The organism is Mesorhizobium sp. KR2-14, from assembly GCF_040049255.1.
Taxonomy (GTDB): Bacteria; Pseudomonadota; Alphaproteobacteria; order Rhizobiales; family Rhizobiaceae; genus Pseudaminobacter.
In genome coordinates this window covers 185,019-207,540 of sequence record NZ_JBDZDR010000006.1, presented here as the reverse complement: position 1 = coordinate 207,540, position 22,522 = coordinate 185,019, and the positions used below count along the sequence as shown (strand labels likewise).

The window sequence follows — 22,522 nt, the reverse complement described above, 5'->3', positions numbered from 1 at the left end:
GCCAGGGCCGCCGGCATGCCGCCGGTGGCCATCCATCCGGTCCTGGGGGAGGGGATAAGTGGAAACAGGTTTCGCGGCGCTTGGCGCTTGGCTGTACCGGCGCGCGGAAGACATCTTGATGGCGATGCTGGCGACGATGTTCTTCGCCTTCCTGCTGCAGATCGTCTTCCGCTACGTGTTGAACTGGCCGACCGGCTGGACCAACGAGCTCAGCGCGATCCTCTGGATATGGATCGTGCTGTTCGGCGCTGCCTTCGTCGTGAAGGAAGAAGAGGAGATGCGGTTCGACCTCATCTACGCATCGGTCGGTGCCCGCACGCGCAGCGCGATGTTCCTCATCAGCGCCATTTCGCTGATTGCACTCTACGGCATCTCGTTCCCGGCCGTCCTCGACTATGTCGCCTTCATGCGCGTCGAGAAGACCGCCTACCTGAAGCTCCGTTTCGACTGGGTGTTCTCCATCTACGTCATCTTCGTGATCGCGATCATCGCGCGCTACATCTGGCTGTCCTGGCAGGTTCTGCGGGGCGAGGCTCCCGAAGAGTTCGACCCAACCAAGGCGCAGTCCGGCATATGAACCTCGCGAGCCCCTTTTCCCTCTCCATCGTTGCAATCACCGTGCTCGCGCTCAACGGCTTGCCGGTCGGCCACGCCATGATTGCCGGGTCGGTCCTCTATCTGCTGCTGGCGGGTCTCGACATGGGCACCGTCGCCGAGCAGTTCCTGAACGGGATGTATTCCAATTACATCATCCTGGCCGTTCCGCTCTTCATCCTCGCGGCGGAGCTGATGAACATCGGCTCGATGACCGATCGCCTGATGGTCTTCTGCAATGCCTTCGTCGGCCGGTTTCGGGGCGGTCTGGCGCAGGTGAACGTGCTGCAGTCGATCATCTTCGCCGGCATGTCGGGATCGGCCATCGCCGACGCTGCCGGATCCGGCAAGATCATGCAGAACATGATGACGGCGGACGGCAAATACCCCGCGAGCTACGCCGCCGCGCTGACGGCGGCTACAGCCGTGATCGGCCCGATCATCCCGCCCTCGATCCCGATGATCATCTACGCGCTCGTCTCCGACGCTTCGATCGGCTACCTGTTCCTGGCCGGGGTAGTGCCGGGACTTCTGATGGCCGGGTTCCAGATGCTTCTCGTTGCCATCCATTCGAGGACGCGGAACTTTCCGGTGGAGCCTCCGACGCCGGTGCGCGAGCTTCCGGGCATAACGGTGCGGGCCCTGCCGGCGCTCCTCATGCCGTTGGTCCTGCTCGGCGGCATCTATTCCGGCGTGACGACGCCGACCGAGGCGGCAGCCGTCGCGGCTGCCTATGCCCTGATTATCTCGGTGGTGCTGTATCGCAGCGTCAGCTTCGGCGACTTCTACAATTCGGTGCTCGCCAGCGCCCGTACCACGGCCTCCATCGGCATGCTGATCGCCGGCGCCCTGGTGTTCAACTATGTGGTCACGGTCGAAAACATCCCGCAGTCGCTGAGCGTCGTCCTGCAATCATGGGATCTGTCGCCCACCGGCTTCCTGATCCTCGTCAATATCATCCTGCTGCTGCTTGGCTGCGTCCTGGAAGGCACGACGATCATTCTGGTGATCCTTCCGGTGCTCATTCCGACGGCACAGGCGCTCGGGATCGACCTCGTCCATTTCGGTGTGATGTGCGTGGTCAACATCATGCTGGGGCTCGTCACGCCGCCCTACGGCCTGCTGCTGTTCATCATGGTCCACATCGCCAAGGTGCCGTTGCGGGACATCGTGCGCGACGTGCTGCCGTTCCTCTACACGATGATCGCATCGCTGATCATCATCACCTTCTTCCCCGAAACGGTGCTGTGGCTGCCGCGCCTGTTCGGCTACCAGGGCTGACCGGAAAGGATTTGCCGATGAAACCCGTCTTCGTCATCAACGGTCCCAATCTCAATCGGCTGGGCAAGCGCGAGCCCGAGATCTATGGGCGCACGACGCTCGCCGAGATCGAGGCGATGTGCCGGGAGGCAGCCGGCGCAGTGCCGCTGCGCTTCCATCAGTCGAATGCCGAGCACCAGCTCGTGGATTGGGTCCACGAGGCGATCGACGACGGCTGCGCCATACTCATCAACCCGGCCGGCCTGAGCTTCCGCTCGATCCCGCTGCTCGATGCGCTCAAGATGTTCCCGGGCCCGATCGTGGAGCTGCACATCTCCAACATCCACCGGCGCGAGGAGATCTACCACCACTCGCTTGTGTCGAAAGTGGCGACCGCGGTCATCGCCGGTCTCGGCGCCAGCGGGTATCCGCTGGCCGTCCGGTGGCTCCTGGACCACATCGACAGCTAGCCAGCCCCCTTATGGCGAAACCAGCTCGCTGCAGCTTGAGGCGAGCGAGGCTGCACGCCAGGGAGCGCTCGCCTGGTCAAGGGCGACTACCGCAATGATCGAACGATGTCAGCTATGCTGCGTGGTGGCGATGAACTTGCGGAAGCGCTCGGACTTGGGGTTGCTGAAGACCTCGTGAGCGGGGCCATCCTCTTCGATGCGGCCTTCGTGAAGGAATATGACCCGGCTGGCGACCTCGCGGGCGAAACCCATTTCATGGGTCACCACCAGCATCGTGCGTCCCTCTTCGGCAAGTGCGCGCATGACCTTCAGCACCTCGCCAACCCGTTCGGGATCGAGCGCGGAAGTGGGCTCGTCGAACAGCATGACGTCGGGATGCATCGCAAGCGCCCGGGCGATTGCCGCGCGTTGCTGCTGCCCTCCCGAAAGATGGGACGGGTAGGCACCGGCCTTGTCGCCGATGCCGACCTTGTCCAGAAGCGCTTCGGCCTCCTTGATGCATTCTTGTCGTGGGCGGCCCTGAACGTGGATCGGCGCCTCGATGAGATTTTCGAGGATCGTCATGTGGGACCAGAGATTGAAGCTCTGGAACACCATGGCGACACGGGAGCGAATCTTGTCGATCTGGCGCTGGTCGGCAATCGCCAGCCCGTCGCCTTGTCGCTTCAGCTTCACCGCTTCGCCGCCGATCACCACCTCGCCGGAACTTGGCAGTTCCAGCATGTTGATGCAGCGCAGCATGGTGCTCTTGCCCGATCCTGACGATCCCAGGATCGCAATGACTTCGCCCTTCCTCGCTTCCAATGAGATCCCCTTGAGGACTTCCAGGCCGCCAAAATTCTTGCGCAGATTGCGAAGGGAAATGACGGATTGCGTCGGTGCCCGGTCAACCATTCCTGTTCTCCATTTTTGCCGGCGAGGGCCCGCGAAGATGCGGCGTCAGCCACCAGTCAAGCAGGGAAATGGCACGCGTCAGCACGAAATTGATGATCAGATAGATCGCGCCCGCGGCGATAAAGACTTCGACCGGCCGATAGCTGGATGCGATGAGCCTGGCGGCAATTCCCGTCACTTCCATCAGCGTGATGGTGGAAGCAAGCGAGGTTGCCTTCACCATGAGGATAAGCTCGTTGCCATAGGCTGGAAGGGCCTGTCGAAGCGCGATCGGCATGATGATGCGGCGATAGAGCAAGAGGCCGGACATGCCGCAGGCGCGCGCCGCCTCGATTTCACGCATCGGGACGGAGCGCAGCCCGCCACGCAGGATTTCGCTGCCATAAGCCGCGCTGTTCAGCGACAGGGCCAGGATCGCGCACCAGTAGGGATCGCGGAAGAACTGCCACAGGCCGAGATATTGGAGGGTGGGCCGGAACTGCCCGAGGCCATAATAGATCAGGAATATCTGCACGAGCAGCGGCGTGCCGCGCAGCACGAAGACATATCCGCGCGCGAAGGCCTCCAGAGCCCTGATGCGCGACATCCGCATCAGGGCCATCAGGATGGCAATGACCGTTCCGAGCGCAAAGGCGACGAATGTCAGCTGCAGGGTTAGCGGAATGCCCGACAGCAGTTCCAGGAAGGTGTCGCGAATGAAGATCGGATCCATCACGAGGCCTCCTGCGGAAGGCTGCGGGACGCGCGTCTTTCAAGCCGTTCAAAGATATGCTGCGACACCCAGGTGATGAACAGGAAGATGGCGCCGGCGACGAGATAGAATTCGAAGGGTTTGCGCGTCGAGCCGGCGGCGATCTGCGATTGGCGCAGAAGTTCCACCAGGCCGGTCACCGAAATCAGGGCCGACTCCTTCAGCGCCATCTGCCAGACATTGCCGATGCCGGGCAGCGCGTGCTGCAGAACCTGCGGCGCGATGATCCGTCGAAAAAGCAGAAAGCGGCTCATGCCGACGGATTTTCCGGCCTCGATCTCACCTTTGGACAGGGCGCGGAATGCACCGCGGAAAACCTCGGCCTGATAGGCGCCGGAGACGACGCCGATGGCGCTTGCGCCCGCAACGAACGGGTGCACGCCCACGAAGCCCGCATGCCCCAGGGCATTGAATACGCTGGTGACCAGCAGGCTTCCGCCGAAATAGAAGAGATAGATCACCAGGAGGTCGGGCACGCCGCGAAGCACGGTTGTGTAAGCGTCGGCGCCGACCCGCAGCGTCACACCGCCCGCGAGCTTTGCCCAGGCGATGAACCCGCCGATGACGATGCCGATGAAAAAGCCGCAGGCTGCGACCGCAATGGTCACGAGCGAGGCGGAGAGCAGTGACAGGCCCCAACCCTCGGGGCCGAAGCTCAGCAGGCCTAGAAAGTCCATCATCTGCTCATCCTTGTCTCGCGTCGGCGCGTGGGAGACGGCTTACATGTTGAACTGGAAGCCGTCGACGGTCAGCGCCTGACCGGTCATGAAGCAGGGCTCCGACGTCGCGAGGAAGGTCACCAGCCGCGCCACGTCGTCCGCGCAGCCAAGCCGGCCAAGCGCAATGCCCTTGATGACTTCGTCGGCCCGGTCGGTCACGTTGGTGTCGATCTCCGTGCGGATGACGCCGGGGCAGATCGCGTTGACGGCAATATGCGGGCCCAATTCCTTTGCCAGCGCACGGGTCATGCCCAGGATGCCGGCCTTGGCGGCGGCATAGGCAAACTTGCTCACGGCCGCCGTCACGCCTCCGGAAAGCGCGTTCAGCGACGACATCGACACGATGCGTCCACCACCCTGCTTCAGCATGTGGGGTGCAGTGTGCTGGATGTAGTTGAAGCAGCTTTTCAGGTTGATCGCGATAGCGCGGTCGAAATCCTCTTCGGAAATATCGAGGATGCCGACAGGCGCGGAGCGCCCGGCATTGTTCAGCAGGAAGTCGACGCGGCCGAACTCGGCGACCGTCGCCTCGACCACTTCGCCGGCTCGCTTATAGCTTGAAACATCGGCCACGAATGTGAGCGTGCGAACGCCAAGGCTGGATATTTCGGCAGCAGTGTCGGACAGTTCCTGTTCAAGCAGATCGACCAGCGCGATATGATATCCGGCACGCGCCAGATCCAGCGCGCACGCCTTGCCAATGCCGCGCGCCGCGCCGGTGACAATGGCAACCTTATGTACTGCGTCCATGTGCAAATCTGCTCCTTTTCAACATAGCGGGAGCATGGTATGGCTGCCTAGGCATTCTTCAACAGGAATTTCGTTCACATATATGAACAGCCTAAATGACTCTGAAGTGAAATCCGCCGTCCGGGTCCTGGAGATTCTGGAGCTTCTGGCGCGCTCTTCGAAGCCGCTGACGCTGAAAACCATCGTTTCGGAACTCGGCTATCCCAAAAGCAGCACGTTCAATCTGCTGGCGACGCTCGTCTCGCGCGCTTACGTCACGCGGGACGAGGGGGAAGCATATCGCATCCATGACGCCTTTCGAAACGGGCCCGGCTGGTCCAGCGGCCGTGACGCGCAACTGATCGCCGCCGCGCAACCGATCATGGATGCCTTGCGTGACGGCGAAGGCGAGACGGTGTTCCTGGGCGCCCGCCGCAAGGACGGGCGCGTCAAGCTGCTCGCCAAGAGCGTCAGTCACCAGGCGGTGCGCTTCGATTCCGATCTGACGGGCTCCGATCCCGCCTTTTGCACCGCCATGGGCCGAGTTCTGCTGGCCCATTGGGCCCCGGAAAGGACCGCGTCCTATCTGTGCAAGGAACGCATCGTGCAGATCACCGACCGCACGATCATCGACCGCGTCCAGATCCGGAGGATCATCGAAAGCGCCCGCGTCGATGGCTATGCCATCAGCGACGAGGAAGCGGTCGCCGGTGGCTCCGGCGTTGCCGCCCCGGTGCGCGATTCCACCGGCGAGGTGATTGCCGCCCTCAATATCGCGACGATTTCGCCCCGCTTCGCCGCATCTCGCAGCCGGATGATCGACGCCGTGATCCGCAGCGCAGCCGAGCTCAGCTATCGCCTCGGCTACAAGCCCCCAGCAACGGAAAAGCAGTGAAATGGATATTCAGTTCGAAGGAAAGCGCGTCCTTGTGACCGGTGCCGCGCGTGGCATCGGCCGCGCGATCTGCGAAGCGTTCGCCGCGGATGGCGCGGCGGTGCTGGCAACCGACGTCAACGAGGCGGAACTGCAAAGGCTGGCCGACGAAACCCGTCCCGCCCGTGGCGGTTCGATTTCCACCGCCTGCCTGGATGTCACGGACGAGGCACAGATCACGCAGTTGATCGCAACTGAGGACGCGAAGGGCGGGTTCGATATATTTGTCCATGTCGCGGGCGGTGTGCTCGGCCAGACCAAGAAGCCGGTCGAGGACGTTCCGGCCGCCGATTGGGACAGCATCTACGACGTCAATGTGCGTGGTGCGTTCATGGTTGCGCGCGCCGTGGTGCCGGCGATGAAGAAGCGTCGTGCGGGCAAGCTCGTATTCATCTCCAGCGGAGCCGGCATCGGAGTGAGCCTGACCGGCATCCAGGCCTATGCAAGCGCCAAGGCCGCGCTCATCAGTCTCGCCCGCCAGCTCGGCCATGAGCTTGGACCCTTCGGCATCAACGTCAATGCCGTTGCGCCGGGCTTCCTGCGCACCAGTCCCGATTACGAGCGCCAGTGGGCTTCCTATGGCGACGAGGGCCAGCAGGCGATGATCGACGAAATCCCGCTTCGCCGCATCGGCCGCCCCGAGGACATTTCCAACGCCGTGCTTTTCCTGGCATCGCCCTTTGCAAGCTGGATCACCGGCCAGACCCTTTCCGTCAGCGGAGGCCCCGTGGCATGACGACCGATCCCAACGCGCCGCTTGCGACCTGGACCTGGCCCGAAGAGCGCCTGCAAACCATCATGAACCGAGCCCGGGCGGGGAGAACGCTGAAGCCCGCCTCCTGGCCGGGTGGCGCCCGGTGCGCGGTTGCATTGTCGTTCGATTCCGACCACGACACGTTCGAGCTGCGCGACGGCGGCCGGTCGATTTCGGCGCTTTCGCAAGGCCAGTTCGGTCCGCGACAGGGCATCCCGCGAATTCGCCAGATTCTGTCGCGCGAGGCCATCCCCGCCACGTTCTTCGTGCCGGCAATTTCGGCAATCCACTATCCGGACGAACAGCGGGCATTGATCGCCGAAGGGCATGAAATCGGGCTGCATGGCTGGATCCATGAGCGCAACACGCTGCTGGATGCGGCAACCGAACGCGACCTGCAGTTTCGCGCCGCCGACACGCTGGAGAAGATCACCGGCGTTCGCCCGGTCGGCATCCGCACGCCCTCGTGGGATTTCAGCGAGAATACGCTGCAGATCACAGCGGACATGGGGTTGCTTTACGATTCCTCACTGATGGCCGATGTGGACTGCTATGAGCTGTTGCTGAACGGCGAGCCTTGCGGCGTGATCGAACTGCCGGTCGAGTGGATTCGCGACGACGCCGCCTATCTGGTCATGGACCGCTGGGGCGGATTGCGGCCACAGATCGCTCCGCACGACATTCTGAAGATCTTCCTGCGGGAATTCGATGCCGCCTACGAGGAGGGAGGCATTTTCCAGCTCACCATGCATCCCGACATAATCGGCCACCGCTCGCGCATCTGGCTCCTGAGGGAACTCATTTCCCATATCCGCATACATAAGGATGTCTGGTTTGCAACGCATGCCGATGTGGTGCGCCACGCCAAGGCGTGCTGTCCGTAAGGGCGAGGCGCAGCTTTCGCCGGCCTGGGGGCTCGGCCCATCACGGAGAGGGTTACATTCCTGAATGTAGTTCACATACGTGAACGACTTTCCGCTTTGCAGCGCGGTGTGCCAGGTACAAGGTTAGGGTCAGTCAGGATTGCCGGCTATCCGTTTCCAACCGCGGACAAGCTGGATCGTGAGAAACCGTCTAGGAAGATGAGGTAACAATGTCCAAAAAAAGCGCTCTCGTAGCTGCCTGCGCCTTGTCCGCGCTCTCGGTGCTCTACAGTGGCACGGCTCTTGCCAAGGAATGGAAGACCGTAACCGTCGGCGTGGAAGGCGCTTTCCCGCCGTTCAACTCGACCACCGCCAGCGGCGAGCTTGAGGGCCTCGACCTCGATGTCATCAAGGAAGTGTGCAAGCGCGCTGAGCTCGACTGCAAGATCGTCGCCCAGGACTGGGACAGCCAGATCCCGTCGCTGCTGGCCGGAAAGTTTGACGTCGTGCTGACCATGGGCCCGAACCCCGAGCGGCGCAAGGTGATCGATTTCTCCGACCCCTACGTCATCACGCCCAACACCTTCCTCGTCGGCGCCGACAGCCCGATTGCCGACCTGCCGCATACTGGCGAAAGCCTTTCGACCGACACCGAAGAAGGCAAGAAGGCCGTGGCGGACCTCAAGCAGCCCCTGAAAGGCATGACGCTCGGTGCCTCGCTCTCCACCAGCCAGTTGCAGTTCGTCGAGGAGAACTTCGGCGATGTGGTCGAGGTGCGGACCTACAAATCCTCCGAGCAAGTGCAACTGGACCTGGAAGGCGGGCGCCTTGACGGCCAGTTCGACAACGTCGTGTTTGCCCGCGACCGCGCGGCCAGGAGCCAGGGGGCGCTGAAGACGACAGGGCCGCTGCTCGTCGGCGGCATCATGGCAACGAATGTCTGCCTGGGCATTCGCAAGGACGAGCCGGAGCTCAAGGCCATCCTCGATAAGGCAATTGCCGAGATGCGTGAAGACGGCACGCTGGCGAAGTTTTCGGAAAAGTGGTTCGAGATAGACCTCAGCCCGAAGCAGTAGCAATGGGTGGTCGGTGATTGACCGGAGTCACTGACCAGCTTCGTCCAATATGCATCAGAGCGCAGGCGTCCCCCGGGAAGCGCGGCGCTCTGATGTTTGGGGAGAGCAGGGCGCCGCTCCGGCATGTCGCTTCAGAGCAATTTGTCCGGCGTCACCGGCAGCTCGCGGATGCGCTTGCCGGTGGCGTGGAAGACAGCGTTGGTGATTGCCGATGCGACGCCCACAATGGCGATCTCGCCGACACCCTTGACCCCGAGCGGGTTCACGTGCGGATCGTTCTCCTCCAGGAGGATCACATCCATCACGGGCGGCGCGTCGGCGTGAACGGGCACCGCGTATTCGGCCAGGTTGGCGTTCGCAACGCGGCCGTTGCGCGGATCAACGACCGAGTGCTCCATCAGGGCCATGCCGATGCCGCCGATCATGCCGCCGATGCACTGGCTGTGGGTGGTTTTCGGGTTGACGATGCGGCCGGCACCATAGGCACCGACGATGCGCCGCACGCGCGTTTCACCCAGGTCCGGATCGACCGCGACCTCCGCGAAAACGGCGCCGAAGGCATGCATGGAGAACCGCTTGCCATCCGCGCCCGGCTTGGCCGAGGCCGTGCCCTCGATGGGCTGGCCAATGCGCTGCATGGCCTCGGTGAGGTCGTTGGATCCGCCGCGTGCCAGCGCCTGCTCGCGTATCTGGAGACAGGCGGCCTGTACGGCGCTGCCGACGCTCGCCATCGTCATCGAACCGCCATGGGGCGGCGTCTTGGGGAAGCGGCTGTCGCCGAGCATGAACTTCACGCGTTCGATCGGCAGGCCGAGAGCATCGGCCGCGACCTGGGTCATCGACGTCCAGGTGCCTGGCCCCATGTCGCTCGCCGCGCTCATGACTTCGGCGCTGCCGTCGGGCAGCAGGCGCGCCATGGCCGAAGCCGGCGCAAAGTTCATCGGATAGGTCGCGGTCGCCATGCCCCAGCCGATCAGCAGCCGCCCGTCTCGCATGGAGCGCGGCTCGGAGGTGCGCCGGCTCCAGCCGAAGCGTTCGGCGGCTACGCGGTAGCACTCCCGCGTCGAGCGGCTGGAGAACGGCAAGTTCTTGAACTCGTCGCGCGCCGGCTCGTTGCGCAGGCGCAGCTCCACCGGGTCCATGCCGAGCGCCACGGCCAGTTCGTCCATGGCGGATTCGAGCGCGAAGACGTTGCTCACCTCGCCTGGCGCACGCATGTATGTCGGCGTGTGCACATTCATCGGCGCGAGGCGGTGGCGTGTGTAGACGTTGGGGCAGGAATGGAGGAAGCGCGTCGCGCTGGTGAGCGCCTCGGAATATTCTTCGTAAGTCGAGGTCTCCTGCCAGGCGTCTTGAATGGTTGCGGTGAGACGCCCCTCGCGCGAGGCGCCAAGCGCGACCCGCTGGACCGTGTGCGGCCGGTAGCCGGTGCCATAATACATCTCGCGCCGCGACAGCATCACCTTCACGGGACGTCCCGCCACGCGAGCGCCGAGTGCCGCGAGCGTGACATGCGGCCATGTCCGAAGCGCCGAGCCGAAGGCGCCGCCGACGAAGGGCGAGATCACCTGGATGTTCCCTGCCGGAATGCCGAATACCGCGGCGATCTCCTCGGCAACGTTGCTCACCCACTGGGACTTGTCCCATAGGGTAAGGCGGTCGCCGTCCCAGGCTGCGATCGTCGCGTGCAGCTCCATCGGGTTGTGGTTCTCGCGCGGGATCACGTAGGTCCGATCGACACGAACCTCGGCGGTCGCCAGGGCGTGCTGGGCATCGCCGCGCCGGGACTCCGAGGGACGCCGCTCGCCCTGGTCGGTCTTCTGCACGGTGGGCCTGGCCGGATCGACGCGGGCGACGTCGACGATCGCAGGTTCGGCGGCATAGGTGACATCGACCAGGCTCGCGGCATGCACCGCCTGTTCCAGCGTGTCGGCGACCACCAGCCCGACCGGCTGGCCCTGGTGATCGATGCGATCGTCCTGCAGCACATGCAGGCGCTCGCCGACATCGGGGTCGGTGAAGCCCTTGTGCGGACGATAGGGCAGCTTCGGTGCGTTGACATGGGTAAGGACGGCAATGACGCCGGGAGCCGCTTCGGCTGCGGCACTGTCGATTGTGGTCACGCGGCCCTTCGGCACGGTACTCCTGACGATGACGCCATAAGCCTCGTCGGGCACTGCGAATTCGGCGGCATACGTGGCATGTCCTGTGACCTTCTTGTGTCCGTCGATCCGGCTGATGGGTTGACCGATGGTCGCGACGTTCATGTGCGTGCTCCCGCGATTTCGACCGCACGAACGATGGCGCGCTGCATGAGCTCGATCTTGAAGTCGTTATGCCCGTATCCCCGGGCGCCTTCGGCAGCGAGCGCGGCGGCCTCACGAAGCTTGGCCGGTTCCAGGACGGCCCCGGCCATTGCCGCCTCGACCCGGGGGACGCGCCAGGGCTTGGTCCCGACACCGCCAAGAGCGATGCGCGCCTGGCGGATGCCGCTGCCGTCCATGTCGAGCGCTACCGCCGCGGACACGACGGCGAACTCGAAGGAAGCGCGATCGCGGACCTTCAGGTAATGGGAGCGGAGCCCGCCCGCATCGGCCGGGATGGTGATGGCGGTGATCACCTCGCCCGGCTCGAGGATGGTTTCGAGGTGCGGCGTGTCCCCCGGCAGCCGGTGGAGGTCGGCAAGCGGTATCGAGCGCTCTCCCTCCGGCCCGCCAATCTCCACCACTGCATCCAGCGCAGCCAGCGCGACCGCCAGGTCGGAAGGATGGACCGCGATGCAGTTCTCGCTCGTGCCCAGCACGGCGTTCCAGCGGTTCTCGCCGCCCAACGCCGCGCAGCCCGAGCCCGGCATGCGCTTGTTGCAGGATGCGTAGCCGACATCGCGGAAATAGGGGCAGCGGGTGCGCTGCAGGAGGTTGCCGCCCATTGTCGCCTGGTTGCGCACCTGCGGGCTCGCCGAAGCCAGCAAGGCCTGCGAAATGAGCGGAAACCGCTCGACCACGCCGGCGTGAACCGCGACCTCGGCCATCGTCGCGGCCGCGCCGAGCCTGAGGCCCTGGGGGCCGAGTTCGATGCCATTGTCCAGCAGGCCGGCGAGGCTGACCAGCTGCCGCGGCCGGCGCACGTTCTCCTGCAGGAGCTGCACCATGTCCGTGCCGCCGGCGATGTATTCGACGGGCGCATCATTGAGTCCGGCCTGGGCGCGAAACGCCAGGGCGGCATTGAGATCGCGCGGACGTTCCAGGGCGAAGGGATACATCGTTCAGCCTCCCTGCGTGGACCCGGTGACGGCAGCCGCATCCTGGATGGCCGCGACGATATTGTCGTATGCCCCGCAGCGGCAGATATTGCCGCTCATCCACTCGCGGATCTCTTCCGGCGAGCCGGCATGGCCCTCGTTGATGCACGCCACCCCGGCCATGATCTGCCCCGACGTGCAGTAGCCGCACTGGAACGCATCGCGTTCGATGAAGGCGGCCTGCAGCGGATGGAGTTCGTCCCCTTGGGCGAGGCCTTCGATCGTGGTGATCTCGCGGCCTTCCACCAGGGCGGCGAGCGACAGGCAGGATTTGAAGCGCTTGCCGTCCATCAGCACCGTGCAGGCGCCGCACTGGCCGAGGCCGCAGCCCTTCTTCGAGCCGGTGAGATGCAGGTGCTCGCGCAGGGCGTCCAGCAGCGTGGTGCGCGGGTCCAGGGTCAGCCGATGGTCGGCTCCGTTGACGCGCAGCACGACGTCGAGCGGAGCGGGCGCTACGCCATCGCCTTGGGCGGCGGCTGAAGAGATTGCTCCGGGCATCAGTTGTCCTCCTACAAGAGCGCCGCCGGTCACGGCAGCGATTTCCAGCAGCTCTCGTCGGGTGAGGTCAGTCATCGATATGCCTCTTCGTGGGTCTGGGCGCTGGGAAGCTGGCCATCAGGTCTAGGCACGGCCATTCCGTGCAGGCGCACCGGCCTCTACTCGCCGGTCATAATGGCGCATCCGAATGAAGCAGGCCCGACGCGCCCCATGACGATGATCTAATGCACGCACCCGCCGCGACTAGGGTCGGCACCCGGGCCGAGGCAATCCATTCGCCAGCAGCGCGTGGTGGCCTGATCCGGATTCAGAACGCTCCTGAGAGGAGCACGATCGCGCCGATCACGATCAGCAGAAGACCGGGCCAGGTTTGACCAAGGCCCAGGAAACGCAGGCCCCGATGCGACGGCTCCAGCGTGCGGCCCGCCACGGGATCGGTGTGGCTGTCGCTCAGCCGGCCGCGGTTGATCGCCGACCATGCCAGCTGCACTACGCCGCAAATGACCAGTAAGGCGCCGAACCACATGCCGGTTTGCTCCACCTGGGTGAACAGCGCGGGGATAACGCAGCGCCATCGACAGGGTTCCTGACGGGGCCACGCCAGCGTGAAGCGGGTTGAGCGCAGGGACAAAATTCGAGCAGCGTGGGGAAGCGGTCATGCCGCCTGGCTCATGGCCAGAGGCCGCCGGGCAAACTCCGGCCCGAGGTCAGTCCTCATGTCGCAGGTGCGCGACATGGCATTTCAAATGCGAGGGGTTAGATTGGGGAGAAAAGAAGAAAGGGATCGAGCCTTATGATCGAATTCGTCCGAAAGAGGCCTCTGTTGGCCTTCATAGCCGCTGTCGCGTTGGCTGCAGTGGTGGCAGCAGGTGCCACCATCGGGGTCATTCAGACAATCACCATCCTCGCGATAATTGCCACTGCGGCAGTCATGGGCGCTCTCGTAATATCGATCAGGGGGTAGGACAGTCGCGTAACGGCGCTGACAAGCTCTACCGCGGTCTACGCGCGCTCCAACCCTGCCGGAAGGCGGGGTTCCAACCGCCCGGGTGAAATGCATTTCGCAATCATGCTTCTGCTCTGGGTTGTCGCCGGCGTATATGTCGCGTCGGTATCCGCGCCTCGTGGCCTTGAGCAGCGAGCACTTCACGTGCTCCTCTGGCCAGTCTACCTGTGGCGGAAGCGCAGGTAGGTTCCGGCTCAGCGACTGAAAGTTGTACCCGGCAAAAGGCGGTCCAGCGGATCCCCTCGCGTCTGGCGGACGGAGGGGAGCGCAGGCACAATCCTCCGGGGTCGCACGACCGTTTCGGCCGGGCGATCCCCTAGGCAAGCCTCCAGCAAGCCCGCTACTTCACCGGAATCATGAGATGTGCATAGGGCGTGCCCGCCCACATCACATAGGGTTTGCTCGTGTCCGGTTTGGCCTGGGCGGGGTAGCCCTGCATCGAGTCCATAGCGTTGACGACCATGACATGGGGCCCCGTCGTCACCCAGTCGTTGCCCTGCTCGGGCTTGGTTGCATAGGGATCGGTGTTGCTGGCATCAGAGCCGCCGGCCAGCATGTACATGAAGCCGACCTTGCCCTTCGGAGGGGCCTTCTTCTCCATCAACGCCATCAGCCATTCCTTCGAGTTAGCGTCGCCACACATCGGATCCGGACCGGGTGATGCGGGGTTGTCCGGCATGCACCAGAAGCCGTTTGTGCCTTCCCGGACCGTGCGCAACGCGCCTTTCTCCATTGCGTAGACTGCCGCGCCGCCTGCCACGGCGGCGGGGGCTGCCGATTCAGCGCTCTTGATCAACGCAGCATCGTCGGCTGCTGCGGCCTGCATTGCAATCAAACTACCCGCCGCCAATAAGGCAGCGACCGTCAGAAGCCGTTTCATGGCATCCTCCCGGAGCGAGTTCATTTTTGCGCATGGTGCCCGCGCGGCATTCCTGGCCGACCTGACGGGCATCGATCAACATAGCAGAACGCACGCATCCGGGCAATTCCTGCCAATGTGAGCCGGGCCAGATTGGCCCGGGGAATGCGAGTTACTGCGGCGCAAGGTTGCCGAAGACGCTGACGAGCGCCACCACGCAAACGCCCAGGGCCAACTCAACCAAAGTGGATAGCCGCAGGCCCCGCAAGGCGCCCTCGCTGTTTTCCAGATTGGGGACCAGCACGTAACGGTTGACGATTGCGAGCCCTACCATCATGGCAACCAACGCCATCTTCAAAAGCAGCAGCAGCTGGTATGGCGATGACGTGTCCGTCGGCCAGCGGTCGAGCACGAGCGCCACATTGACGAGGCCGGATGCGATGACCGCCGCGACGGCAAGGTGCCCCAGGCCAGAAAAGCGCTGAAGGGCGGACGAGATCTCCGACGCCAGATCGGGTTGGTCGAACCTCTCGAGGCATAGCTTCAAAGCGACAAGCGCGCCCAACCAGAACCCACCGGCAAGAAGATGGACGACGTGGCTTGCGCGGCTGACGCGGCCCGCGGCACCTTCCAGCATCGCGGCGTGTCCGATAAAGCCCAGGCTGCCAAGGTAAAAGGCGCTCAGAACCGCCATGAACCGCCAGTGACGTCCCCAGCCGCTCGCGAGAAAACTGACCAATGCGGCCGCCAGCAGCAGGTGGACCTGCCAGACCTTGCCGAACTCGGTCTCGGTAAGCACGGCAAACCACGTGGCCGGGTTCCACACGTCGCTCCAGCCCTCTCCCATTTCGCCAGATGCAATGAGCAGCCATGCAACAGCGCTTGCAAGGCCAATCAATGACGCCACGAAGACGACGCGCCCCAGCGCGGCGTCGAGCGAACGCGCCAGGTGCTGCGGAGCCAGCCAGCCTTGAAACGCGCTGATCCCAAACAGGAGCAGGGCGGATCCATAGTGCAGCACGCGGGAAAGGATGAGTATGTCGTCCACGTGGCCTCAATGCGTCGCTTCGAACCAATAGGTGCCCTTGGTCTTGTGGCCGTCCTTTGACAGCACGTGCCAGTCGACGGTGTATCTGCCGTCAGGAAGCGGCGACTTGAAGGGCACTATCAGCGTCGTATCGTCATTTGGGTCCAGCACGGCCGGCCCCGTTTCAATCACATCTTGCCTGGGCCCCATGACCTTGACGCCGGTGAACTTCAGCTCAAGGGCTTCGGAGAATTTGAGCCTGAGTTCGGCGGGCGCAGGCTTGGCCGTGGAATGAGCAGCGGGCGTTTCCGAGGCGAGCTTTGCATGGGCAAAGGCGTAATCAGCAAAGAACGTTGTGGCGAGTGAAGCCAACGCGAAAGGCAGGAACAAGGACTTTGACACAGGCATGGGGAACTCCTTTGCGGAATGCTTGCGGGAGTGGAATGCCAATCGAGAGCGTATCATGTGAAGTGTTGTTCCGAGACACCTTTCCAGGATCGGTTGCTGTGTGATGTTCGGGCACTGCTGCAACATGACACGATTTCAGAGCTGGGTCGAAGTCCAGCAATCCGGACGGGGCGCCGATCGAGCTGTTCACCGTCCCGCGGCGTGACTGGACTGCCGGCGAGAGGGCGCGGATTGAGGCGGTTCCATATGATTTGAATTGCAATGCAATCTATATTGCGCTAGCAATGGGGCATGATCTCCCAGTCTTCCTCACCTCGTTCCCGTTTCGGGATCCGCTTCTCGTTGCTCGCCCGGCGCTGGCGGCGGGCGCTGGATGCCCGGCTGGCGCAGGCCGGGCTGACCGACGCCACGTGGATGCCGCTCGTGCACCTTCAGGAAACCGGCGGCGGCATCACGCAGAAGGAACTGGCACTGCTGGTCGGCGTCGACGGCTCCAGCCTTGTCCGTGTGCTCGATATCCTGTGCCGACAAGGTCTTGTCGAACGCCGCCCCGATGAAACCGACGGACGTGCCCGGCTTATCTGCCTCACTCCCACGGGCGAGCGGCGCGTGGCGGAAATCCGCAGGGAACTCGCCAGGGGAGAAGAGGAGTTTCTGGCTGATATTCCAGATGCCGAAATCGCCGGGATGCTCGAACTTTTTGACAGGATCGAGCAGCGCCTGACCGGCGCGGGAACACCGCCGCGACCGGAGCAGCAGCGATGAAGGGGCCGGAACAATCCTCCACCACATCGGCGCCGGAGGCGCGCCTTGCGACACGCCGGATAGACGCAGCGCGCTATCTTTTCCAGCCGCACCACGTCCGCGACAGTCTTGCCCTGGCGACACAGCCTTCATTGCGCAACTCGTCGCTGGCCGGTCTGCAAGCGGCGATCGCGGTCGCAATCGCGCTGCCCCTCGTCTATCTCTCGCCATGGCCGCAACTTATCGGCTTTGCTGCCCTGGGTGCCCTGGTGGCTCTCTTCGGCCGCTTCGCGCCGGCGGGGCGTCGCAATCGCATCGTGTTCTTCTGTGCGATCTGGCAGAGCATTGCCGTGTTCGGCATGTCCATGACCTCCTGGCTGGGAATGCCTGTCCCGATCCAGCTCGTGCTTCTGGCATTGTCTTGCGGCCTCTTCTTCTTTGTCACCGTCACCGGCCAGTTCGGAGCGCCAGGAGCACTGATATTCGTGTTTGCGGTCGGGGCTTCGATGGGGCCGGTCGGCTCGTTTCAGGAGGTCCTGGCGCGCACCGCCGCCACCGCCGGCGTTGCCGCATTGGCCTGGGCTATCTGCGCGCTGACGGAAGTCCTGCGCCATCGGGAGACGGCGGAGCGTCCCTTTCCCTCCGAGCCACTGCAGCCGTTCCGACATCGGCTGATCGCGGCGGCGCGCATATGCCTCGGCTGCGCAATCGCGGCCTTTTCCAGCCATGCCGCCGGAATTCATCATCCCGACTGGGCGGCGATGGGAACGCTGGCCGTGATGCAGGGCGCGCACCTCCATATCAGCATGAACCGGGCACTCCAGCGCATGATGGGCACGGTTGTCGGTGCCCTGCTGGCCTGGCTGATCCTGTCGCAGGATCCATCAGTCTGGATCATCATCGCAATTCTGGTCGTGCTCCAGTTTGCGACTGAAATCATCATTGGGGCCAACTATGGATTGGGGCAGGTTCTCGTCACGCCCATGGCACTTTTGATGACCTACCTGGCCGCGCCTCATATGGCGGGCGCGGACATGGTGCCCGAGCGCATACTGAACACGGTGTTGGGGGCGTGCATGGGCATTGTGTTCGCCGTCCTCTTTTCAACCCTGGACGACAGGCGGCATCTCGCCCGCCATCATGCCGGTCGGGGGAGGGCCGGGAAGGGGCCGTGAGGTCCATCCAGCGCAGACACGCGGCCCTCGCACCACTGGCCCGAAGCGGCCCAGCCGCTCCGGGCCGCGCCCGCCCGCTTCGGGCTGGTTGCCCCTGGAAGGGTGTCCGTCAGCTGCCGTCTACAGATATTCCGGCTGGCTCCAGGCACGCTTGCCGTCCGCTGCCGTCACCACCAGCCGGAACCAGGAGCCGGCGAATTTGGAGAGATCCAGCGTGGCGCTGGTGATGCCCTCGCCGTGAACGACTTCGGAGAAGGAGGCGCGGCCGGCCAGGACGATCGAACGCGCCGGCGTGGTCTCGACATGGAGCTTGCCGTCGCGGATGACCGCCGACAGGATTTCGGGGCCCTGGCTGGCATAATAATGACCGGCCTTGAGTGCCGCGAGCAGGGCTTCGGGCGTCAGCTCTTCGGCCTTGACCTGCACCCAGCCGCCGAAGCAGTCATCGGCCTTGAAGTGAGCGTCGTCGGCGGCAAAGCCGGTGAGCTTGCGGCCCTCGGTCAGCAGGTGGTCGAGCATCGCCACCCCGTCGGGGCGCGCCGACAGCATCTCGCAGGTGTGGTTGTAGATCTCCACCGCATGGGCGGCATCGATCGACAGCCCGTCCTCGGTGTTGAGCCCGTACCATTGCGGGTGCGCAATGCCGACGAAGGCGCCGGCCTCGGCTGCGCGCCGGGCCAGCTGCGGGCCGGTCTCGCCGGCTCCGGTGGCGGCAAAGTCGAGCGGCAGCCCCACGGCCAGGATGTGCCAGAGCTCGCCCAGATGGGTGTTGGGCGCGTGCAGCTCGGCGCCGATGATGGTGGTGAAGGTTTCGTCGCGGAACGGACGGGTGTCGGTCAGCGGGAAGTCGAAGCTTTCGAGGAAATGGTCCGTTAGGCAGAGGAAGTCGTACCCGGCCTCCTTGTAGCGACGGCAGACTTCCTGCGGCTCCAGCGCGCCGTCCGAGCGGTTGGAATGGGTGTGCAGATTGCCCCGGTAGAATTTCCCGGGCGCGGCGAAGGTGGCGAGCATGGTGTCTCCTGTCATGCGTCAGTTCATCAGGACGAAATGGTCGGGCGCTACCTGGTCGTAGGCCGGCGCCTCGAAGGCGTGGCTGACCGGCCGGATGGGCGAAGGAAGCCGGGTCGCCGGCAGCGCGGCTGTGCGGCGCCGGGATGGGTCGGGATAGGGAACCGCCGACAGCAGCGTCCTGGTGTATTCATGGCGCGGATCGCCGAAGATGGCTGCCCGCGGGCCGATCTCGACGATCCGCCCCAGGCGCATCACCGCCACGCGGTGGCTCACGCGCTCGACCACCGCCATGTCGTGCGAGATGAAGAGGTACGACAGTCCCAGCTCTTCCTGCAGCTCGATCATCAGGTTGACGACCTGCGCCTGGATCGAGACGTCCAGCTCCGAAACCGGCTCGTCGGCGATGATGATCTTGGGCGAGAGCGTCAGCGCCCGAGCGATGCAGAGCCGCTGGCGCTGGCCACCGGAGAATTCGTGCGGATAGCGCTCCATCTGCTCTTCGGTCAGGCCCACGCGCTGGATCAGCGACAGCACGCGATCGCGCAGGGCCGAGCCCGTTGCTATGCCGTGGATGAGGAGCGGCTCGGCCACCTGCTCGAAGGCGGTCAGCCGCGGGTTGAGAGCCGCATAGGGATCCTGGAAAATGATCTGCATGTCGCGGCGCTTGGCGCGGAGCCTTTCCTTGCCAAGGGTGAGCAGGTTGTCGCCGTCGAGCTCGACCGCACCCGAAGTGGGTTCGACCAGCCGCAGGATCGAGCGGCCCGTGGTGGATTTGCCGCAGCCGGATTCGCCCACCAGCGCCAAAGTCTCGCCCTTGCCAAGCTCGAAAGAGACGCTGTCGACGGCATGCACATTGGCGACGTGGCGCTTGAGCGCACCGCTGCGAACCGGAAAGCGGGTCACCAGGTCGCGCACGGTCAGCAGCGGCTTGCCCGGCTTCGGCGCCGCTGCATCCGGCGTCTCGTCGCCGAAGCGGCGCGGCCCGGCGAACGGTTTCATGCTGCCGAGCCGCGGCACGGCCGCCAGCAGCCTGCGTGTATAGGGCTCGGCCGGCGAGGCGAACAACGCCGCCGTGGCGTTCTCCTCGACCTTGCGGCCGCGATGCATCACCACCACGCGGTCGGCGGTCTCGGCGACCACTCCCATGTCGTGGGTGATGAACAGCACCGCCATGTCCGATTCAGCCGTCAGCTCGCGCAGCAGGTCGAGGATCTGCGCCTGGATGGTCACGTCGAGGGCGGTGGTCGGCTCGTCGGCGATCAGCAGGCGCGGCTCGCAGGCCAGCGCCATGGCGATGACGACGCGCTGGCGCATGCCGCCCGAGAGCTCGTGAGGATATTGTGCGAACCGCCGCTCAGGCTCCGCAATGCGCACCCGCCGCAAAAGGTCGACGGCCCTGCGGTCGGCCTCGGCGGCATCGAGCCGGCGGTGCTGGCGGATGACCTCGGCGATCTGCTCGCCGACCGTGAACACCGGGTTGAGGCTGGTCATCGGCTCCTGGAAGACCATCGCGATCTCGTCGCCGCGCAGCTGTTGCATGGCCTTCTCGGACAGTTGCGTCAGGTCGCAGCCGGTTCCGTCGCGGCGCTGGAAGCGGATGGCGCCGCCGTCGATGTGCCCGCCATTGAAGGCGGTCAGGCCGAGAATGGACATCGCCGTCACCGACTTTCCCGAGCCGGATTCGCCGACGATGGCGACGCATTCGCCCGCCGCAATGGCGAAGGAAAGGTCATCGACGGCAACGAACTGGCCGCGCTCGGTCGCAAAGCTGATGCGCAGGTTCTCGACGCTGAGCAGCATGGGGGCGGTCATGGCAGGTTCCTCGGGGAGGGCAGACAAGGGTAGCCGCCGGCGAGTGAACTCGCCGGCGGCCGATGCTGGATCACTTGGTGACGGTGACGTTGCCGGCGCGGAAATCGAGCACGTAGGGGATGTGACCCGGCAGCGGCTTCCACTCGACGTTCTTGCTCAGGCCGTAGGACTCGTATGGCTGGTAAAGCAGCACGAACGGCGCCTCTTCCTTCACATATTCCATGATCTCGGCGTACGCGGCCTTGCGCTCCGAGACGTCGGTCGAATAGCGGAAGCGCTCCCACATCGCGGTGTACTCTTCGCTCGGCTTCCACGAACCGCTGGTGATGCGGGCGCCGGTCGGGCTCCACATCGTGCCGTAGGAACCGGCCGGGTCGGCGAAGTACATCGGGTTCGACCAGTTGCGGGTTTCCATGTCGGCGTCGTTGCCGGTCCACTTCGGATCGACGTTGAGGTTCAGCTCGACGCCGATGGCGCCCCACATCTCCTTGATCGCCTGGGCGGCGAGCAGGCCGTTGGTGTAGTAGACCGCGTCGGTGTCGAAGCGGATCGGCTTGCCGTCGTAGTTCGACTCGGCGAGCAGGGCCTTGGCCTTCTCCAGGTCGTACTCGAAGGTCTTCAGCTCAGGCATGAAGAGCTCGCCATACTGCGGATAGGTATGGGTCGAGGGCACAACCGCCTTGCCCAGCCACAGCGACTCGTTGAGCAGGTCGCGGTCGATGGCGTGGCTCAGCGCCTGGCGCAGCTTCTTGTCGGCCAGGCGCGGGTTCTCGGTATTGAAGAACACCAGGTGGAACAGCGGCGTGACATTGCCTTCGACCTTGAGGGCCGGGTTGGACTCGATGGTGGCGAGCTGGTCCGGCGGCACGTTGGTGATGATGTCGACTTCGCCATTGGCCAGCGCCGTCATGCGGGTGGCCATTTCGGCGATGCGGCGCACTTCGACGCGGTCGAGCGGGGCGGCTTCGCCAAAGTGCTCGGCGAACTTCTCGTAGACGACCGTCTCGCCCGGCTGGAAGGAGGTGATGCGGTAGGGGCCGGTGCCGACCGGCTTCAGGCCGAAGGCCTCGTAGTCGGACACTTCGGCCACCTGCGGATCACCGGTCAGGCCCATCACATAGGCCTTCGGGACGATGTAGCCCTGCTGGGCGTTGAGAAGGGTCTCGAACAGCGGCTCCGGCTTGAAGGTGGTGAAGCGCACGGTCTTGGCGTCGATGGCCTCGACCTTCTCGAAGTTGGAGAAGAACTGCTTCTTGATCGAGCCGAATTCCGGCGTGACCTCGTCGATGATGCGCTGGAAGGAGAACACCACGTCATCGGCAGTCATGGTGCTGCCGTCGTGGAACTTCACGCCCTCGCGCAGCGTGACCACCATCTCGGTGGGAGAGGTCTGCTCCCACTTGGTTGCGAGGCCCGGCGAGAAGGACGGGGTGGCCTTGGTGTAGTCCTTCTGGATAAGCGGGTCGAAGGCATTGACCTGCACCTGCGAGCCGGAGTTGGAGTGATCCTTGCCCGGATCGATGTAGGCAGGCAGGTTCTGCGTGGCCACGACCAGTTCCGTGGCCATGGCGGAGGTCGTCGTCAGCAACGCTGCCGACAGCAGCAAAAGCAATTTCGATTTCATGTCAGGAGTCCTG

23 protein-coding genes are annotated in these 22,522 nt (G+C 64.3%); 9 read left to right on the top strand and 14 right to left on the bottom strand.

What is annotated here, in order from left to right; all coding sequences use genetic code 11:
* Window positions 1–58 precede the first annotated feature (58 nt).
* From ABLE86_RS16790 to ABLE86_RS16780, 3 genes are read left to right on the top strand one after another with little or no spacing between them, the layout of a single operon-like run.
* A complete protein-coding gene (locus tag ABLE86_RS16790) occupies window positions 59–577 on the top strand; it encodes a TRAP transporter small permease subunit (RefSeq protein ID WP_348780110.1) in 519 nt (172 codons plus the stop codon).
* On the top strand, window positions 574–1,875 hold the full coding sequence (locus tag ABLE86_RS16785; RefSeq protein WP_348780109.1) for a TRAP transporter large permease: 1,302 nt from the start codon (window positions 574–576) through the stop codon (window positions 1,873–1,875). The genes ABLE86_RS16790 and ABLE86_RS16785 overlap by 4 nt, the downstream gene beginning before the upstream one ends.
* Window positions 1,876–1,892: 17 nt before the next feature.
* On the top strand, window positions 1,893–2,324 hold the full coding sequence (locus tag ABLE86_RS16780; RefSeq protein ID WP_348780108.1) for a type II 3-dehydroquinate dehydratase: 432 nt from the start codon (window positions 1,893–1,895) through the stop codon (window positions 2,322–2,324).
* 108 nt (window positions 2,325–2,432) lie between these two features.
* Here ABLE86_RS16780 and ABLE86_RS16775 read toward each other — a convergent pair whose 3' ends face one another.
* The 4 genes from ABLE86_RS16775 to ABLE86_RS16760 are packed head-to-tail and all read right to left on the bottom strand — an operon-like array spanning window position 2,433 to window position 5,438.
* On the bottom strand, window positions 2,433–3,218 hold the full coding sequence (locus ABLE86_RS16775) for an ATP-binding cassette domain-containing protein (protein WP_348780107.1): 786 nt from the start codon (window positions 3,216–3,218) through the stop codon (window positions 2,433–2,435).
* Window positions 3,211–3,930 (bottom strand): ABC transporter permease, encoded by a 720-nt coding sequence (locus ABLE86_RS16770; RefSeq protein ID WP_348780106.1) that lies wholly within the window; start codon window positions 3,928–3,930, stop codon window positions 3,211–3,213. The genes ABLE86_RS16775 and ABLE86_RS16770 overlap by 8 nt, the downstream gene beginning before the upstream one ends.
* Window positions 3,930–4,646, bottom strand: coding sequence for an ABC transporter permease subunit (locus ABLE86_RS16765; protein ID WP_348780184.1), 717 nt, complete (start codon window positions 4,644–4,646; stop codon window positions 3,930–3,932). The genes ABLE86_RS16770 and ABLE86_RS16765 overlap by 1 nt, the downstream gene beginning before the upstream one ends.
* 42 nt (window positions 4,647–4,688) lie before the next feature.
* The gene (locus ABLE86_RS16760; RefSeq protein WP_348780105.1) at window positions 4,689–5,438 is read right to left on the bottom strand and encodes an SDR family NAD(P)-dependent oxidoreductase; all 750 of its coding nucleotides are present in this window, start codon (window positions 5,436–5,438) and stop codon (window positions 4,689–4,691) included.
* A gap of 106 nt (window positions 5,439–5,544) precedes the next feature.
* On the opposite strand from ABLE86_RS16760, the gene ABLE86_RS16755 reads away from it, so the two are divergent.
* The 4 genes from ABLE86_RS16755 to ABLE86_RS16740 all read left to right on the top strand — a co-directional run bounded on the left by ABLE86_RS16755 (window position 5,545) and on the right by ABLE86_RS16740 (window position 9,044).
* Window positions 5,545–6,312 carry an IclR family transcriptional regulator gene (locus ABLE86_RS16755; RefSeq protein ID WP_348780104.1) on the top strand — a complete coding sequence of 256 codons (768 nt, stop codon included), beginning with the start codon at window positions 5,545–5,547 and terminating at the stop codon, window positions 6,310–6,312.
* Window position 6,313: 1 nt separating this feature from the next.
* The gene (locus ABLE86_RS16750; RefSeq protein ID WP_348780103.1) at window positions 6,314–7,087 is read left to right on the top strand and encodes an SDR family NAD(P)-dependent oxidoreductase; all 774 of its coding nucleotides are present in this window, start codon (window positions 6,314–6,316) and stop codon (window positions 7,085–7,087) included.
* Window positions 7,084–7,989, top strand: a complete 906-nt coding sequence (locus ABLE86_RS16745) for a polysaccharide deacetylase (protein ID WP_348780102.1) — start codon at window positions 7,084–7,086, stop codon at window positions 7,987–7,989. Before ABLE86_RS16750 ends, ABLE86_RS16745 begins: the two co-directional genes overlap by 4 nt.
* A 209-nt stretch (window positions 7,990–8,198) precedes the next feature.
* Complete coding sequence (locus ABLE86_RS16740) at window positions 8,199–9,044, top strand: transporter substrate-binding domain-containing protein (protein WP_348780101.1); 846 nt, start codon at window positions 8,199–8,201, stop codon at window positions 9,042–9,044.
* A gap of 131 nt (window positions 9,045–9,175) precedes the next feature.
* Here the strand turns inward: ABLE86_RS16740 and ABLE86_RS16735 are convergent, their stop codons facing one another.
* From ABLE86_RS16735 to copC, 7 genes are all read right to left on the bottom strand, one after another.
* Complete coding sequence (locus ABLE86_RS16735) at window positions 9,176–11,311, bottom strand: xanthine dehydrogenase family protein molybdopterin-binding subunit (RefSeq protein WP_348780100.1); 2,136 nt, start codon at window positions 11,309–11,311, stop codon at window positions 9,176–9,178.
* Window positions 11,308–12,306, bottom strand: coding sequence for a xanthine dehydrogenase family protein subunit M (locus ABLE86_RS16730; protein WP_348780099.1), 999 nt, complete (start codon window positions 12,304–12,306; stop codon window positions 11,308–11,310). The genes ABLE86_RS16735 and ABLE86_RS16730 overlap by 4 nt, the downstream gene beginning before the upstream one ends.
* A 3-nt stretch (window positions 12,307–12,309) precedes the next feature.
* Window positions 12,310–12,843 carry a (2Fe-2S)-binding protein gene (locus ABLE86_RS16725; protein WP_348780183.1) on the bottom strand — a complete coding sequence of 178 codons (534 nt, stop codon included), beginning with the start codon at window positions 12,841–12,843 and terminating at the stop codon, window positions 12,310–12,312.
* Window positions 12,844–13,150: 307 nt separating this feature from the next.
* Entirely contained in the window at window positions 13,151–13,369 is a 219-nt protein-coding gene (locus ABLE86_RS16720) for a hypothetical protein (protein ID WP_348780098.1), read from the bottom strand.
* 820 nt (window positions 13,370–14,189) lie between these two features.
* Entirely contained in the window at window positions 14,190–14,729 is a 540-nt protein-coding gene (locus ABLE86_RS16715) for a hypothetical protein (protein WP_348780097.1), read from the bottom strand.
* A gap of 151 nt (window positions 14,730–14,880) precedes the next feature.
* A complete protein-coding gene (copD, locus tag ABLE86_RS16710) occupies window positions 14,881–15,756 on the bottom strand; it encodes a copper homeostasis membrane protein CopD (protein WP_348780096.1) in 876 nt (291 codons plus the stop codon).
* 6 nt (window positions 15,757–15,762) lie between these two features.
* Window positions 15,763–16,143, bottom strand: a complete 381-nt coding sequence (gene copC, locus ABLE86_RS16705; RefSeq protein ID WP_348780095.1) for a copper homeostasis periplasmic binding protein CopC — start codon at window positions 16,141–16,143, stop codon at window positions 15,763–15,765.
* A gap of 291 nt (window positions 16,144–16,434) precedes the next feature.
* On the opposite strand from copC, the gene ABLE86_RS16700 reads away from it, so the two are divergent.
* Complete coding sequence (locus tag ABLE86_RS16700; protein ID WP_348780094.1) at window positions 16,435–16,908, top strand: MarR family winged helix-turn-helix transcriptional regulator; 474 nt, start codon at window positions 16,435–16,437, stop codon at window positions 16,906–16,908.
* On the top strand, window positions 16,905–18,062 hold the full coding sequence (locus ABLE86_RS16695; protein ID WP_348780093.1) for an FUSC family protein: 1,158 nt from the start codon (window positions 16,905–16,907) through the stop codon (window positions 18,060–18,062). Before ABLE86_RS16700 ends, ABLE86_RS16695 begins: the two co-directional genes overlap by 4 nt.
* 120 nt (window positions 18,063–18,182) lie before the next feature.
* Here the strand turns inward: ABLE86_RS16695 and ABLE86_RS16690 are convergent, their stop codons facing one another.
* The 3 genes from ABLE86_RS16690 to ABLE86_RS16680 form a co-directional block, all read right to left on the bottom strand.
* Window positions 18,183–19,088 carry a CehA/McbA family metallohydrolase gene (locus ABLE86_RS16690; RefSeq protein ID WP_348780092.1) on the bottom strand — a complete coding sequence of 302 codons (906 nt, stop codon included), beginning with the start codon at window positions 19,086–19,088 and terminating at the stop codon, window positions 18,183–18,185.
* 3 nt (window positions 19,089–19,091) lie between these two features.
* Complete coding sequence (locus tag ABLE86_RS16685; RefSeq protein ID WP_348780091.1) at window positions 19,092–20,885, bottom strand: ABC transporter ATP-binding protein; 1,794 nt, start codon at window positions 20,883–20,885, stop codon at window positions 19,092–19,094.
* Window positions 20,886–20,955: 70 nt separating this feature from the next.
* On the bottom strand, window positions 20,956–22,509 hold the full coding sequence (locus ABLE86_RS16680) for an ABC transporter substrate-binding protein (RefSeq protein ID WP_348780090.1): 1,554 nt from the start codon (window positions 22,507–22,509) through the stop codon (window positions 20,956–20,958).
* Window positions 22,510–22,522 lie beyond the last annotated feature (13 nt).

What these genes read in the sequence shown, in the direction of transcription:
- ABLE86_RS16695 (WP_348780093.1), top strand. Translation starts at nt 16,905, where the DNA reads ATGAAGGGGCCGGAACAATCCTCCACCACATCGGCGCCGGAGGCGCGC.
- ABLE86_RS16740 (WP_348780101.1), top strand. Translation starts at nt 8,199, where the DNA reads ATGTCCAAAAAAAGCGCTCTCGTAGCTGCCTGCGCCTTGTCCGCGCTC.
- ABLE86_RS16715 (WP_348780097.1), bottom strand. Translation starts at nt 14,729, where the DNA reads ATGAAACGGCTTCTGACGGTCGCTGCCTTATTGGCGGCGGGTAGTTTG.
- ABLE86_RS16725 (WP_348780183.1), bottom strand. Translation starts at nt 12,843, where the DNA reads ATGCCCGGAGCAATCTCTTCAGCCGCCGCCCAAGGCGATGGCGTAGCG.
- ABLE86_RS16735 (WP_348780100.1), bottom strand. Translation starts at nt 11,311, where the DNA reads ATGAACGTCGCGACCATCGGTCAACCCATCAGCCGGATCGACGGACAC.
- ABLE86_RS16780 (WP_348780108.1), top strand. Translation starts at nt 1,893, where the DNA reads ATGAAACCCGTCTTCGTCATCAACGGTCCCAATCTCAATCGGCTGGGC.
- ABLE86_RS16700 (WP_348780094.1), top strand. Translation starts at nt 16,435, where the DNA reads ATGATCTCCCAGTCTTCCTCACCTCGTTCCCGTTTCGGGATCCGCTTC.
- ABLE86_RS16765 (WP_348780184.1), bottom strand. Translation starts at nt 4,646, where the DNA reads ATGGACTTTCTAGGCCTGCTGAGCTTCGGCCCCGAGGGTTGGGGCCTG.
- ABLE86_RS16680 (WP_348780090.1), bottom strand. Translation starts at nt 22,509, where the DNA reads ATGAAATCGAAATTGCTTTTGCTGCTGTCGGCAGCGTTGCTGACGACG.
- ABLE86_RS16770 (WP_348780106.1), bottom strand. Translation starts at nt 3,930, where the DNA reads ATGGATCCGATCTTCATTCGCGACACCTTCCTGGAACTGCTGTCGGGC.
- ABLE86_RS16685 (WP_348780091.1), bottom strand. Translation starts at nt 20,885, where the DNA reads ATGACCGCCCCCATGCTGCTCAGCGTCGAGAACCTGCGCATCAGCTTT.
- ABLE86_RS16750 (WP_348780103.1), top strand. Translation starts at nt 6,314, where the DNA reads ATGGATATTCAGTTCGAAGGAAAGCGCGTCCTTGTGACCGGTGCCGCG.
- copC (WP_348780095.1), bottom strand. Translation starts at nt 16,143, where the DNA reads ATGCCTGTGTCAAAGTCCTTGTTCCTGCCTTTCGCGTTGGCTTCACTC.
- ABLE86_RS16785 (WP_348780109.1), top strand. Translation starts at nt 574, where the DNA reads ATGAACCTCGCGAGCCCCTTTTCCCTCTCCATCGTTGCAATCACCGTG.
- ABLE86_RS16720 (WP_348780098.1), bottom strand. Translation starts at nt 13,369, where the DNA reads ATGTGGTTCGGCGCCTTACTGGTCATTTGCGGCGTAGTGCAGCTGGCA.
- ABLE86_RS16760 (WP_348780105.1), bottom strand. Translation starts at nt 5,438, where the DNA reads ATGGACGCAGTACATAAGGTTGCCATTGTCACCGGCGCGGCGCGCGGC.
- ABLE86_RS16690 (WP_348780092.1), bottom strand. Translation starts at nt 19,088, where the DNA reads ATGACAGGAGACACCATGCTCGCCACCTTCGCCGCGCCCGGGAAATTC.
- ABLE86_RS16730 (WP_348780099.1), bottom strand. Translation starts at nt 12,306, where the DNA reads ATGTATCCCTTCGCCCTGGAACGTCCGCGCGATCTCAATGCCGCCCTG.
- ABLE86_RS16775 (WP_348780107.1), bottom strand. Translation starts at nt 3,218, where the DNA reads ATGGTTGACCGGGCACCGACGCAATCCGTCATTTCCCTTCGCAATCTG.
- ABLE86_RS16745 (WP_348780102.1), top strand. Translation starts at nt 7,084, where the DNA reads ATGACGACCGATCCCAACGCGCCGCTTGCGACCTGGACCTGGCCCGAA.